At 40.9% G+C, this 13,788-nt stretch carries 10 protein-coding genes, 1 tRNA gene and 1 pseudogene; 4 read left to right on the plus strand and 8 right to left on the minus strand.

From position 1 onward, the window contains the following. Positions 1 to 818: 818 nt before the first annotated feature. The 7 genes from V7K15_RS25055 to V7K15_RS25085 all read right to left on the minus strand — a co-directional run bounded on the left by V7K15_RS25055 (position 819) and on the right by V7K15_RS25085 (position 7,441). Positions 819 to 890: transfer RNA gene (locus V7K15_RS25055), tRNA-Lys, on the minus strand. Positions 891 to 953: 63 nt separating this feature from the next. After that, positions 954 to 2,834: a sensor histidine kinase gene (locus V7K15_RS25060; protein ID WP_334909900.1), complete on the minus strand. Its 1,881-nt coding sequence runs from the start codon at positions 2,832 to 2,834 to the stop codon at positions 954 to 956. A 333-nt stretch (positions 2,835 to 3,167) separates the two neighbouring features. Further along, entirely contained in the window at positions 3,168 to 3,752 is a 585-nt protein-coding gene (locus V7K15_RS25065) for a hypothetical protein (protein ID WP_334909902.1), read from the minus strand. Beyond that, entirely contained in the window at positions 3,752 to 4,990 is a 1,239-nt protein-coding gene (locus tag V7K15_RS25070) for a glycoside hydrolase family 10 protein (protein WP_334909904.1), read from the minus strand. The genes V7K15_RS25065 and V7K15_RS25070 overlap by 1 nt, the downstream gene beginning before the upstream one ends. 222 nt (positions 4,991 to 5,212) lie before the next feature. Further along, a complete protein-coding gene (gene glcD / locus V7K15_RS25075; protein ID WP_334909906.1) occupies positions 5,213 to 6,685 on the minus strand; it encodes a glycolate oxidase subunit GlcD in 1,473 nt (490 codons plus the stop codon). 26 nt (positions 6,686 to 6,711) lie between these two features. Further along, positions 6,712 to 7,089: a HEPN domain-containing protein gene (locus V7K15_RS25080; protein ID WP_334909908.1), complete on the minus strand. Its 378-nt coding sequence runs from the start codon at positions 7,087 to 7,089 to the stop codon at positions 6,712 to 6,714. Next, complete coding sequence (locus V7K15_RS25085) at positions 7,079 to 7,441, minus strand: hypothetical protein (protein WP_334909910.1); 363 nt, start codon at positions 7,439 to 7,441, stop codon at positions 7,079 to 7,081. Before V7K15_RS25085 ends, V7K15_RS25080 begins: the two co-directional genes overlap by 11 nt. 205 nt (positions 7,442 to 7,646) lie before the next feature. Between V7K15_RS25085 and vapB the strand changes: the two genes are divergently transcribed. The 3 genes and pseudogenes from vapB to V7K15_RS25100 all read left to right on the plus strand — a co-directional run bounded on the left by vapB (position 7,647) and on the right by V7K15_RS25100 (position 9,321). Then, positions 7,647 to 7,883, plus strand: coding sequence for a type II toxin-antitoxin system VapB family antitoxin (gene vapB / locus V7K15_RS25090; RefSeq protein ID WP_334909912.1), 237 nt, complete (start codon positions 7,647 to 7,649; stop codon positions 7,881 to 7,883). Further along, a complete protein-coding gene (locus tag V7K15_RS25095; RefSeq protein ID WP_334909914.1) occupies positions 7,880 to 8,269 on the plus strand; it encodes a type II toxin-antitoxin system VapC family toxin in 390 nt (129 codons plus the stop codon). Before vapB ends, V7K15_RS25095 begins: the two co-directional genes overlap by 4 nt. 323 nt (positions 8,270 to 8,592) lie before the next feature. Next, positions 8,593 to 9,321, plus strand: a pseudogene (locus V7K15_RS25100) (Uma2 family endonuclease). 57 nt (positions 9,322 to 9,378) lie between these two features. Here V7K15_RS25100 and miaA read toward each other — a convergent pair. After that, positions 9,379 to 10,281 carry a tRNA (adenosine(37)-N6)-dimethylallyltransferase MiaA gene (gene miaA / locus V7K15_RS25105; RefSeq protein WP_334909916.1) on the minus strand — a complete coding sequence of 301 codons (903 nt, stop codon included), beginning with the start codon at positions 10,279 to 10,281 and terminating at the stop codon, positions 9,379 to 9,381. A gap of 195 nt (positions 10,282 to 10,476) precedes the next feature. Between miaA and gyrB the strand changes: the two genes are divergently transcribed. Beyond that, the gene (gyrB, locus tag V7K15_RS25110; protein ID WP_334909918.1) at positions 10,477 to 12,414 is read left to right on the plus strand and encodes a DNA topoisomerase (ATP-hydrolyzing) subunit B; all 1,938 of its coding nucleotides are present in this window, start codon (positions 10,477 to 10,479) and stop codon (positions 12,412 to 12,414) included. Positions 12,415 to 13,788: the final 1,374 nt, after the last annotated feature.

Below are 13,788 nucleotides of genomic sequence, written 5' to 3' on the forward strand. Positions count from 1 at the left end.
TTCATTCAATAATGTTTCTACAAAAGCTCAGTGACCATCGTATACATCGCTATTTGCTTATCTTTTTAGAATATGCTCATTGTTGCCACTGCCGTTTTAGGACAAGCAAGTATTTTGTACTCTTCATTGATAAGTTTTATTTAAGCTGTGGTAACAATAATATAAGCGTTTGCCACAAAGAGACAAGCTGTGGTAACTACAAGAAGTTTATTGATAAGTTTTACTTAAGCTGTAGTAACAATAATATAAGCGTTTGCCACAAAGAGACAAGCTGTGGTAAAGGCAACATCAGCGTTTGCTACAAATAGACAAGCTGTGGTAACTACAATAACTTTATTCCTAACATCTGCTGCTTTGTTCGTAACGAATGCCCAAGCTGTGGTAAGAACGGGAATTTTATTTACAAGGTTGCAGCAACACTATTTAAATTCTGTGAAGAGGATTTTTTTAAGCTTCGCATCGCACGAGTAGCAAAATTATGCTGATGCCAAGCTTGATAGAAATTTGGGTAAGGTATATTCTAGGGGCATTTCCAGGCTAAATTGTAGTATTTATCATCTAATTGCCAATAACTACTTAGGGACTGACAAGAAAAAAATTATCCATCTTGTGGGCTGGGCAGGAAAGCCCGCCCTGAATATGGGACGGGTGTTCGCGTAGCGGCACGTAGTGCGGACACCCATCCCACAAGAAAATTTGGGATGTTTTTTTATTTGTCAGTCCCTTGGTCTATTTACCTGAAAATAGCTGTGCATATATAATGCAAATTATGTAAATATGCACTAATTGCTCAACAAGCTTTTAAAATACTTAAAAAGTGGGTGACCTGAGATTCGAACTCAGAACCAATAGATTAAGAGTCTACTGCTCTACCGTTGAGCTAGTCACCCGCACGAATAACCAGCATACCACAACTTCTGACAGATTTGTTAGTGCCGTGCCCAAAAAACGAATTAAAGGGGGAATTTAACGGTGAAGGTGGTTTGACCCATTGCACTCTTGACATAAATTGAGCCGCCCAAATGTCTGACCATTTTCTGCACTAATGCCAATTCCAGTCCAGTGCCGCTATGTTTCCAAGGATCATGTTTGGAAAGGTGATAGAAAGGCTCAAATATCCGTGATAGTTCATTGCTGGTAAGCTCTATTCCCGAATTGGTAATATTAAGCTCTACTGTATTTCCTATTAGATGAGCAGAGACTCTGATCGATTCGCCTGCTGGGGTGTATTTGCAGGCATGGTTGATCAGTTCGGTGACAATCCGCTCAAAATCGGTGATATCTGTCTCCAAAGCCGGCAACGCCTGATCAACCCTCAGATTTAACTTTTGTCGCTGGCAGTTGGTCAGGTCTCGAAAAGACTCGACAATGGGATGAAGCCAGCTTTGTAAGTCAATGGCAATCAAAGTTGGGGGTTCGGGTTCGGCTTCGAGATATGTAAGTGTGAGTAGATCGTTAATTAATTTGTTTTCTCGCCCACACTCGTTATGCAGAATCTGCAAAAGTTGCGGAACTATTTCTATATTTGATATCTCCTCTGGTGTGAGGACACTTTCGAGTGTTTGGACTGCAAGGCTGATGCTAGTTATTGGTGTCCGCAGTTCTTGGGAGAGGGTTCTGAGAAATTGGTTTTTGAGCCGATCGCCTTTTTCTAATTCTTTTACCTGTGCCTGGGTTTGTTCGGAAAACTCCGCTTGACGAATGGCGATCGCACATTCATTTGCTACCTGCTGCACTAGCTCAATTTCAAATTGATCAAATTCTTCTTGTGTCGCTCTTGTCAACCAAATATTTCCCAAAATCCCTTGAGTATCGAAAATTGGACAAGCCATCTGGGACATAACTAACAACTTTGGTTCCCATCCCGGCACAATTTCCAAAAATTGCAATGGTTGTTTTTGTAATAGGGGTTGATAAATTTCCAGATGGTCTGCAATCTCTCTGGTCAATCCTTGACAATGGGGTAGCTTCGTGCTGTATCCGTAGGTAATCGTAACCAGAGTTTGGCAATTGCTATAGAGTTCGATTTGACAACGATCAAGGTTCAGTAACTCTGCTAATTCCTGAGTTACTGTCTGCAACACCTGAGTTTGATCCAGACTGTCGCGGGTTTGTTCTGTCATGCGTCGCATCAAGGCTTCAAAGTTTCGCACCTGCTGCAACTGATTAATCTGCTTGTGTTTTTGCAACTCCAATTTTGCTTTGAGATCCTGAATCTGCTGACGAAGTTCTGCCTGTTGCACACCAATACCGATTTGAGTTGCCAACTGCTTGAGCAAATCAGTTTCCGTTTGCTGCCATTGACGCGGTTGGTGGCAATGCTGGGCAATTAATAGCCCCCAAATATCTTGCTCTTTAAAAATTGACACAACTAGATTGGCTCTCACCTGCAAAGATGCCAGGAAATCTATATAGCAAGAATGCAAGCCGGCTGCATAAATATCTTCGACAACTTGAATGCAACCTCGTCCGTAGTGTTCTCGATGTTTGCCACCCAAGCAGGGATCGGTGATGTTTTTTCCCAACAGTGGATTACTGGCAGCCACACTTGATTCAGTAATGATTACTCCACTACCATCAGCCTGGAAGCGATAAATTAGCACGCGATCGCAATTCAAAAACTGCCGAAGTTCTTTTGTTGTTTGATGCAGAATTGTCTCTAATTCTACAGATTGGTGAATCCGTCTGGCGATCGCTTCTAGCAGATGATCTCGTTCAACCTGGAGTCCAACTGCTTGTTCTGTGCTTTTCTCATCTACTTCTGTGCCAAAGAGAATCTGAGGAGGTGATAATTTTGTCAACTCTATAGTTGATTCCACTGGATTTATATTCATGGGAGAGTCCCTGTCTAGTATTACTGACTCTTCTAGGCGCTCTCTTGTAGTTACGTTTGTAGTAGATGCACTTTAGCGCCTATAGCAAAGTTTTCTGAGCTATTGCTCATCGAAATTTCGATCTTTCTCTACTTCTAATCAGAAATCTAGGAAAGCTAAGTAGGAGTCAGCTTCACAAATCCTGCTTTTTCAAGGCGAAAATACATTTGCAGATTAGGTCAAACTTACTAAAATTTCTTTTTAACAATTTTTTAAGATTCTTGCATATATCTAAGTGGAATCTTCACTAGACATCAATTAAGTTTATTATTCTTAATAATGGGGAGTGGCAAGTTACGTAGGCGTAGCCCGCCGCAGGCATCGCAATTTGTGAGCATTCATTCCTGTGAGGATGCCAACCAGCAGCCAAGTCATAGCTAATCCCATGACTTCGCCTAAGAATAACTGCGTCAAGCGGTGCAAGATCATCCCGACAACAGAACCCACGGGGACAGCAATAGCCCAACTTGCCGCAGAGACAAATATCCATCGCCATGCCACAGGCTGGGGAATTGCTAACCATTGTGCCAATCCAATCCCGAAGCCGCCAAGCGCACCATAAACCGCCCCAGACAGGATTCTCAGGGGAAGAATCTGAGTGCTAGGTACAATCCAACCGATGGCACCAATACCGATCGCGGTGATCATACTCCAACCCAAAAGACTTGACAAAATCCACCTAATACAAAATATAGGTTGTTTGAGAAGACAGCCTTGAAGAAGTGCGATTGCAAATCCGCCGATAGCTGCTTCTACTACTCCGATATCGGGTTTTTCGCCGACTTCAATTAAGAGTAAACTTAATAAAAAACCGCCAAAAGTAGCTAAAGTCCACAGCAATGTCAAGGCAAATCTAGTATTTCTAGGCGCGAATCGCATCAAAGTTTCTTTGGTTGTAATCGTTTGACAGTTTTATGATTAAACATCTCAAAAAAAGCTTTGCGTCGCTGTTGAGGTGATTCAGGTACGATGTAACCCCATAGACTCTCCCAGTAGAAAAAAGAGATACCATTAAAATTGCGATCGCGCACTACCTGAACCTGTTCTCGAACTTGGGCGATTTTCACAGGATTACCTACCGTTCCCGTTGATATACCAATACCTACAGGAATTAGACTTTGAGCCAATTTCACAGATGGGTGTTTCAGTTGAGCGATAAAAGAGTTTTTGTCATTTCGATATACTTGCAAAATTAACTCATTAACTAAACCTTTTTTTACCCAACTCTCCCAATCTTGCAAATAGTATTTATAGGCAAAAGCTTGATAGTTAGGAGATAAAGATATTCTGACATTGGGTTTAACCGCCTTGACAGCTTGATAAATTTCTGCCATGAAATCAGTAATTTTGTCTGCTCGCCAACGCATCCATTTTGAGTTAAAAGGATCAGTAGGGGGGCTTTTGCCTTGGTGTTCTTGCTGGTACAGTTCTATAGTGAAGCGATCGTAGCCAAACTGTACAGGCATTCCAAAATGGTCATCAAGTTGAATACCATCCACATCGTAATCCCTGACTACTTCCAAAATTAGCCCTTGAATAAACTTTTGCACTTCTGGATGTAAAGGATTCAACCAAGCCTGTTTACTCACCAAAAGATTGTTGATTTCTTCCGGTGGGGTATCTTGAATAGAGTTTATACCTTCTTGCCCAATTGTTAACCAGTCAGGATAACGCCTTGCTAATTGTGAATAATGGGGCGTCATGAACCCGTATTCAAACCAGGGAATGACTTTCAAATCTTTATCTTTAGCAAGTGTCACTATCTTTGTTAAAACATCCTGTCCACCGTGCATAAAGTTGAGGAAAGGTTGAGTATCCGAGCCTGTAGTCATTTGAGCTAAAGCACTTTTATAGAAAGTATGTCCTCGGTTCCAAACTACAGGATAAATTGTATTAAACTTAAGAGCCGATAATTGATTGACAGCCCGGTTAATACCCCAAGGGATAAATAGTACACCACTAGCAACATTAGTCAGCCAAACACCGCGAATTTCTGTAGTTAAAGGACTTTTTTTTTGGGAATAAGCTGGCGATGAAGAGAATGAAAAAACTGTTAAAGTGACTACTAATCCCAAACACAGCAAGTAAGAAACACTACGGCGAGCAACCCGATTCATTTGTAAGCGTGACCTAGTGCGATCGGAATATATATAACTACAAAATAAAGTTGTAATCCTCCGGATAATGTAAATAAATAATGATTTTATGCCCAGATATAAATTAATAAATGTGCCTTAGGGGACAATTATCGCTATTTTTAATTCTGTGAAGCACTCTTAAGTGCATTCCCTGGCAGAGCCAGGGAACGAGAGGAGCTACAAATGCACCTTTGCGGAAAATTAAAATCTTTCCACACCTTCAAATTGCTTGAGTGCCGAGGCATTTGCTGCTTCTCCACAAGTTCGTGGTGTGGGGAATATCTTTTCAGGATTTGCTAATCCTTTAGGATTAAAAACTTGCCGTACCCATTGCATAGTTTCTAAATCAACTTCGCTAAACATCTGTGGCATATAGCACTTCTTCTCTGCACCAATGCCATGCTCACCAGAAATACTACCACCGACTTGAACACAAAGCTTGAGAATTTTTCCACCCATTTCTTCTACTTGCTCTAATGCTCCAGACACAGAATTATCATAAAGAATTAGCGGATGAAGATTGCCATCACCAGCATGAAATACATTAGCAACACGATAACCGTATTGTTGACTTAATGCCTCAATCTCGTGCAGAACATAAGGCAATTGAGTCCGAGGAATTACACCGTCTTGTACATAATAATTTGGGCTTAAATGTCCAGCCGCCGCAAAAGCCGCTTTACGTCCTTTCCATAATTTCAATCGGGTTTCTGGGTCAGTAGCAGAAGTGACATTACGCGCACCATTCTTTTTACAAATTTCAGTAATTCGCTGTTTATTCCCTGCAACTTCTACTTCTAAACCGTCAATTTCTATTAGTAAAATAGCAGTAGCATCGCGGGGATAACAATTAGTTGCTACAACATCTTCAACTGCATTGATGCTAAAGTTATCCATCATTTCCATACCACTAGGAATAATTCCGGCGCTGATGATATCAGAAACAGTTGCTCCAGCAGCTTCAATACTAGTAAAATCTGCCAACAGCACACAAATTGATTCTGGACTTTTGAGAATTCGCAAAGTAATTTCTGTGGCAATTCCTAATGTACCTTCAGAACCAACAAACACACCTGTTAAATCATAACCAGGCATTTCTGGAATTTCTCCGCCTAAATCGATAATTTCACCTTCAGGCGTGACAATTTTTAATCCTAAAACGTGGTTAGTAGTAACGCCATATTTGAGACAATGTACGCCACCAGAATTTTCGGCAATATTACCGCCAATAGAGCAGATAATTTGACTAGAAGGGTCAGGGGCGTAGTAAAAACCAGCACCACTGACGGCTTGTGTTACCCAACTATTAATCACCCCTGGTTGAACAATTGCCCGTTGATTTTCCAAATCAATGCTGAGGATTTGCCGCATTAAGGAAGTGACAATTAAAACAGAGTCTATCACTGGCAAAGCACCGCCAGATAAACCTGTACCAGAGCCGCGTGCGATGAAGGGTATAGAATATTGATTGCATATCTTCACCACTTGGGCAACTTGTTCTGTAGTTCTGGGTAACACCACCACAGCCGGACGTTGGCGATACCCAGTTAAACCATCGCATTCATAAGTAATAAGTTCTTCGCGGCGTTGCACCACACCATTTTTACCAAGGACAGCCTCGAATGCTTTAATAATGGGTTTCCAGTTGAGTTGTTTTTTATCTTGGGTAAGCATAGTTTTTTAAAGTTCAAGGTAGATGTTTACAGGTTGCTTAAAATTGAAATTACTTCCTCAGACAAATCTAAAGCTATTATTGTAGTGCCTGCCAATCCAGGAAATATATCAACATAATCTGCTTGATTGCGAGCATATCGCAATCGTTTCAAGTTATTGGCAATTAATTGACGTTGTGGGTGAGGATTAAGCTTGAATTGCTCCCAAACATACCTGTGAGCATCACTTATTTTCGGAATTGATATTCCTTCTTGATCACGCAAATAGTTTCGCGCCAAGATAAAAGCTGCATAGTATGCTCGACTGATAGCATCACGCAGTTTAGCTTCCTGATTTGCAGGAGTAGTTGGTTGATCGGTGAGTTCTTTGGCTAGATTAAGATATTGTGACCAATCAAAACTCATCTGGGTATTCGAGAGTGGTAAAAAATTGCTGATGCACCTGGTGTGAAAGACCTCTTGACCAATTATCGTCAAACTGATGGAGCTTTGCAACTGCTTCATGGGGGTCAAGCTTCATTAAAATAGATAGTATCAACTGCACCCAATCAATACTTTCTCGATCTGGAACAACTTCCAGAAATAGTTGGGAGTCAGGGAAGTAGTGGCGAATTTTCTCAGGTGCTTCTAGCAGCACGGGAATGAGAAACGAATGTTTATCCAGAAATTTGAAAACTTCGGTGTGCTCTCGGAAGGTGTATAACTGCTCAAGGGTTTCGATATCGGCGGGAGAAATGCTAACTGCGGCGTCTGTCATGGCATTTTACAGGCTGCTGTTGATGGCTGTATTTACTATTGTTGCAAGAATAGCAGCTTAGGGGGGAGTAAGTGCGATCGCCTGATTTAAGTACGGAAGGTGCGATGTCTCTTAACAAGTGCATTGAATCATCCTACAATCTAATATTCTATTAATTGTAGGCTTAAAGTAACATAGAGTCAGACATTCAACAGGAGAGGGTGAAATGACTTACCAAGTTTTAGATTCCACCTCACAATTAATTGCAAAGCTGCAAACCCTAGCACCAGAACAGCAACAACAGGTGCTAGATTTTGTGGAATTTTTAGCACAAAAATATGTTCAACCCCAACAAACACCCCAGAAAAGGGTACTAGGTTTAAACCAAGGTAAGATTTGGATAAGTGATGATTTTAATGACCCTTTACCTGATGAGTTTTGGTTAGGTGAAAGTCAGGGATGAAACTATTATTAGACACTCACGTAATTATTTGGTCAGCAGGAAACCCAGAAAAACTATCCCAGAGAGTTAGAAACTTATTAATTGATCCTAACAATTTTTGGGTAGTTAGCATGGCTAGTATTTGGGAATTACAAATAAAATCTCAGCTTGGTAAACTAAATTTAAGCTCGTCGCTTCCTAATTTCATCGAAACTCAACAGCAAATGAATAATCTACAACTATTACCTATTGAATTGAGTCATATCTATGCTTTAGAAGCTTTACCAAGCCATCACCGCGATCCTTTTGACCGAATTTTAATCGCTCAGGCAATAGTTGAAAAGATGACTTTGTTAAGTATAGATGCTGTCTTTGATGTATATCCAGTTCAAAGGGTGTGGGAGTAAAACACAGATTCTATAGGCTGAGATAGCGATCGCACTTATTTTCAGCAATAATTTGGATAGAAAGGAGGCGATCGCATTGATTATATTTAGTCTTTTCTGGTCTTTGTAGCCCCACTTGTTGTCTATCTGGAATGGTTCTAACTTGTTAGTCATTAAGCTTCCTTACCTGATAATTCCCCTGGTCTCATATAAGATATAAAGTAGATTTTGACACATATTCAATCGAAACGAGGTTGTGAATATAAGTAGATGATCTCTAATCGCACCCTTTCATTCCTAATCAACTAACCTAGAAATAAAGCTCTCAAATACTGGATAAAATCATGGTTCAGGAAGTTCTAATCAATAATGATGATTACTATGTGCCAGATGCCAACCAGCTAGTCACTGAAGATGATACACCTGTGGACAATTTTGCTTCTGAAAAACAACAACGTCTCTTGGTTGGCTCTCTTTACAGTTCTATACCGCAGCAGACTTTTTTAGCAGCAGCAAATGTTGGTATTTACCATACAGATGGACAACCGGCAATTGTACCCGATGTTTTTCTCAGCTTCGATGTGCAAGTGCCTGAAAATTGGTGGGAGAAACAAAATCGTTGTTATATGGTTTGGCGTTTTGGCAAACCACCGGAAGTTGTCCTAGAAATTGTCTCTAATAAAGAAGGTGATGAACTTGGCAAAAAACTGAAAATTTATGAACAAATGCGGGCTAGTTACTACATCGTATATGACCCAAACTAGCAATTAGGAGAAAAACTACTACGCGTTTATGAACTCAGAGGAAGGCGGTACTTTGAAACTTCAGAAAATTGGTTAGAACAAGTTGGTTTAGGTGTAACTCTAGGGGAAGGTAAATTTGAAGATAGACAGGATACTTGGTTACGCTGGTGCTACCAAGATGGTAGTGTTTTGCTGACTGGGGATGAACGCGCTGAACAAGAACGACAACGTGCTGAACAAGCAGAACAACGCGCTGAACAAGCAGAAGAACGCACCCAATTACTAGCAGATAGGCTCCGGGCTATGGGCATAGATCCCGACATTCTATAAGACACTCGCTGTAAAGACGCAAAAAAACTTTGCGTCTTTGCATCAGCAAAAAAATTCTCATAAACTTGTGCAACTTATAAACTCATTTATCCGATGCCAAACTTTCTCTAATAAATCAGGTTCATCCGCATCAAACCATTCAATTTTTGGATATGCTCGAAACCAAGTGCGTTGTCGTTTGGCAAATTGCCGTGTATGCAAAATTGTTAATTCTTTCGCTTCATCTAAGGAAATATCCCCAGCCAAATATTGCTTGATTTCTTGATAGCCCAAAGTATTCAACAAAGACAAATCAGCGCCATATTTTTGACAAAGATACTTCACTTCCGCGACCAACCCAGCTGCTATCATTTCCTCAGTACGCTGTTGAATACGAGCGCCCAACTTGTCAACATCACAATCTAAACCAATTTGCAAAATCGGATAATTTGGTGGATTCTCGCCTTGCTGTTCCGAAATGGGATGACCAGTGACATAATATACCTCTAATGCTCTTAGAGTCCGTACTGAGTCATTAGGATGAATCTTTTGTACAGCAACAGGATCAACTTGTTGTAACATTGCGTATAGTTGTGATTGACCAAGAGATTCCATCTGCGATCGCAATTCAATCTGTGGTGCAACTCTCGGAATTTTCATCCCTTGGACAATGGAACGGATGTATAAACCAGTGCCACCCACCAGAAGGGGGGGAGATGAGGGAGAATTAATTAAGGCTTGTGTTTGTTGTTGATAGTCTGCTACCGTCATTGTGTCTGTTGGATCGCAGATATCTATTAAATAGTGCCGCACCAATTTTTGTTCAGCCACAGTTGGTTTTGCTGTCCCAATATCAAACTCGCGGTAAACTTGACGAGAATCAGCACTGAGAATTACAGAACCCAACCGCATCGCCAAAGCCAAAGCCAAACCCGACTTACCCGTTGCCGTCGCCCCACAAATCACAATTAATTTAGTCATTAGTCATTAGTCATTAGTCGTTAGTCATTAAGCTATTCTGCCCCTGCCCCTATTACACAGGACTGCAACCCCAGTATAAACTTCTCTTGAAAATGCCCTACAGACGCTAGCAAGGCTTTTGTGTTACAATTTTGGAGTGTTTTTACTTTTATTTGCCTTTTGGCGACTTAAACCCCACACATCAGGAGAGTTTACATGACGAGCAGTTACAGTGCCGATCAGATTCAAGTTCTGGAAGGTCTGGAAGCCGTCCGCAAAAGACCAGGAATGTACATCGGTACTACTGGGCCGCGAGGACTCCACCATTTAGTTTACGAGGTAGTAGACAATTCAGTTGATGAGGCTTTAGCGGGTTATTGCACTCATATAGAGGTGGATATCAACGCTGATGGTTCGGTGACTGTAACAGATGATGGTCGCGGTATTCCCATCGATACTCACTCGCGCACCGGCAAATCGGCTTTGGAAACCGTGATGACGGTATTACACGCCGGTGGGAAGTTTGGCGGCGGTGGTTACAAAGTTTCTGGAGGATTACACGGGGTTGGTATTTCTGTTGTAAATGCCCTATCTGAGGTTGTAGAAGTTACAGTTTGGCGAGATAAAAAAGTTCATATTCAGCGTTATGAACGGGGTATCCCAGTTACTGAACTGCAAGTCAAGCCTTACAAAGAAGATAGAACCGGAACTTCTGTTACTTTTAAACCAGATACCGAAATCTTCACTACTAGCATTGAGTTTGATTACATCACTTTATCAGGTCGCCTACGAGAGTTGGCGTATCTGAATGCTGGTGTCAAAATTACCTTTACTGACCACCGTCTGGAACTACTGAAAAGCGATACACCCAAGGTAGAATCCTACCAGTACAGTGGTGGCATTAAAGAATATATCGCTTACATGAACCGTGAGAAGCAGCCCCTGCATGAAGAAATTATCTATGTGCAGGGAGAACGCAACAACGTACTAGTGGAAGTTTCCTTGCAATGGTGTACTGATGCTTATACGGATAATGTGCTGGGTTTTGCTAACAATATTCGTACAGTGGATGGTGGTACGCACTTAGAAGGGTTGAAGGCGGTTCTGACTCGGACATTAAATGCGATCGCTCGCAAACGCAATAAAATTAAAGAGAATGAACCTAACCTGAGTGGCGAACACGTCCGCGAAGGTTTGACTGCGGTTATTTCCGTTAAAGTCCCAGATCCAGAATTTGAAGGACAAACTAAGACCAAACTTGGTAATACCGAAGTTCGGGGAATTGTCGATTCTTTGGTGGGAGAAGTCCTCACCGAATACCTAGAATTTCATCCGGCGATCGCAGACTCAATTTTAGATAAAGCTATCCAAGCTTTCAAAGCCGCAGAAGCCGCCCGTCATGCGCGGGAATTAGTTCGGCGCAAATCGGTGCTGGAATCTTCGCCATTACCTGGGAAATTGGCAGATTGTAGTTCTCGTGATCCCAGCGAATCGGAAATCTTCATCGTGGAAGGGGACTCAGCCGGTGGGAGTGCCAAACAAGGACGCGATCGCCGCACTCAAGCGATCTTACCTTTACGTGGTAAAATTCTCAACATTGAAAAAACCGACGACGCTAAAATCTATAAAAATAACGAAGTTCAATCGTTAATTACAGCACTCGGTTTAGGTGTCAAAGGTGATGAATTCGATTCCACTCAACTGCGCTATCACCGCATAGTCATCATGACTGACGCTGACGTAGATGGAGCGCATATCCGAACTTTGTTGTTAACTTTCTTTTATCGATATCAGCGAGCGCTGATCGAACAGGGCTTTATTTATATTGCTTGTCCCCCACTGTTTAAAGTAGAACGGGGACGCAATCATGAGTACTGCTATAGCGATCGCGAAAAAAATCAAGCGATCGCCAAATTTCCTGCTAACGCCAACTATACCATTCAACGCTTCAAAGGTTTGGGTGAAATGATGCCACAACAACTCTGGGACACCACAATGAACCCAGAAAGTCGCAAAATGAAGCAAGTCGAAATTGAAGACGCCGCCGAAGCCGATCGCATCTTCACAATTTTAATGGGCGATCGGGTCGCACCCAGACGAGAATTCATCGAAACCTATGGTTCTAAACTCAACTTCACCGATCTTGATATCTAATATCAATTCCCTGACACTACTCTGAGCAACTGTTGGAGATTTAATTTGCATATTACCTGGAAGTAAAACTTTTGTGGGCTGGGCTGGAAAGCCCGCCCTGGTTATGCAAATTAAAAGTAAATTGCTTTATCACACAAGTGGTAGGTCAGTGCTACATAAATATAAAAATTCTAAATTTTTGATTTAGAAAAAAACCATATAATTTACTTATTGTCAATATTTTACAAAAATTCAATGTTTTAGTGTTAGCAAAACTACCAACTTTATTGTAAATTTAGTTAAGATAATACTCTTTGCACTGACTAGCTGATTAATTTTGCCCACCAGCTAGAAACACATTTGTTATGCTTTAAGAAAATAACTGAATATTATCTATCAAACAGCAGTTAATAAGTATCTTGAAGATTTCTGAGCAAAAACTTACTGAAACAAGAGTATTTAAGTTGACAATTTAGCTACGGAAAAAACTTTGTAACCAAATCATCAGGCAATCTTCATTCTTTCTCTCTGTTCGAGGTAATGTTTACTGGAAACAGACACCATCTGGCAAGAAACTTGTTAATATCTTCATGTAATGCCGTGGCGATCGCTATTGTATCGTATGTATCTAATGTACTTTTGCCTAAGATAGGACTATATTGGCTAGTTCGCAGGACAAATTGTTTTTGAATTGATTAAAATATCCTTGTATACAATAAGAAGAGTTTGTCAAGTTTCATAGGGCTGAAATCGCCACAGTGCGCTAACGTGTGAATAAGACCAAATTAGTTCAGCCTAAATTGATCTCTGAATCAGGTCGATTCTGCCACCGCCTCAACTCCTCAGTTAAGGTAATTAGTAGGCAGAAGGTTAACTGCTTTCAGACAAGCACCATCACCCTTGTTGTATTTACCCAAGGTCAACACCCGCTTTAGTCTGAGGAATGCCTAATTTATGAAGGAAATGTAAAAATGGCTAGATTAAGACGAATCGTCTGAGTTAACATAAAATGCACTCTTTCTCAGTGATTAATGTTGTGTAAAATACATGAAATTCGGCAAAAGCTAGCGTACTTACTTCGTAATGTAATAAGAGCGTCACTGCTATTCCGAAAAGTGGAGAAAAAATTTCAGGGTATAACTCTCGTTTTTAATGTCTTTTTGGAAATAGTAGCTAACAATTGCTGTGGGAGTTCATGATTGATACACAAAAAGAGTACAATTTCTGTGAAACAGGCTACAATCGGAAGAGTCTTTAGAGGAAAATCTGCCAACAGTCTCAACTCATTTGTATAGAGTGGCAAATTTTTTGATCAAGGCAGTCTTTTTTTTGACCAGTTAGTTGAAAGCAATATGTGATAGCAACACATATAACATTTACTAAAGTGAGCAAGTC

Origin of the sequence: Nostoc sp. (assembly GCF_036919815.1) — a bacterium.
In the GTDB taxonomy this organism is placed as follows: domain Bacteria; phylum Cyanobacteriota; class Cyanobacteriia; order Cyanobacteriales; family Nostocaceae; genus Nostoc.

Excerpts from the sequence above, each read along its gene's own strand:
- miaA (WP_334909916.1), bottom strand. The coding sequence starts at position 10,281 with ATGACTAAATTAATTGTGATTTGTGGGGCGACGGCAACGGGTAAGTCG.
- V7K15_RS25070 (WP_334909904.1), bottom strand. The coding sequence starts at position 4,990 with ATGAATCGGGTTGCTCGCCGTAGTGTTTCTTACTTGCTGTGTTTGGGA.
- V7K15_RS25060 (WP_334909900.1), bottom strand. The coding sequence starts at position 2,834 with ATGAATATAAATCCAGTGGAATCAACTATAGAGTTGACAAAATTATCA.
- V7K15_RS25085 (WP_334909910.1), bottom strand. The coding sequence starts at position 7,441 with ATGACAGACGCCGCAGTTAGCATTTCTCCCGCCGATATCGAAACCCTT.
- V7K15_RS25095 (WP_334909914.1), top strand. The coding sequence starts at position 7,880 with ATGAAACTATTATTAGACACTCACGTAATTATTTGGTCAGCAGGAAAC.
- gyrB (WP_334909918.1), top strand. The coding sequence starts at position 10,477 with ATGACGAGCAGTTACAGTGCCGATCAGATTCAAGTTCTGGAAGGTCTG.
- vapB (WP_334909912.1), top strand. The coding sequence starts at position 7,647 with ATGACTTACCAAGTTTTAGATTCCACCTCACAATTAATTGCAAAGCTG.
- V7K15_RS25065 (WP_334909902.1), bottom strand. The coding sequence starts at position 3,752 with ATGCGATTCGCGCCTAGAAATACTAGATTTGCCTTGACATTGCTGTGG.
- V7K15_RS25080 (WP_334909908.1), bottom strand. The coding sequence starts at position 7,089 with ATGAGTTTTGATTGGTCACAATATCTTAATCTAGCCAAAGAACTCACC.
- glcD (WP_334909906.1), bottom strand. The coding sequence starts at position 6,685 with ATGCTTACCCAAGATAAAAAACAACTCAACTGGAAACCCATTATTAAA.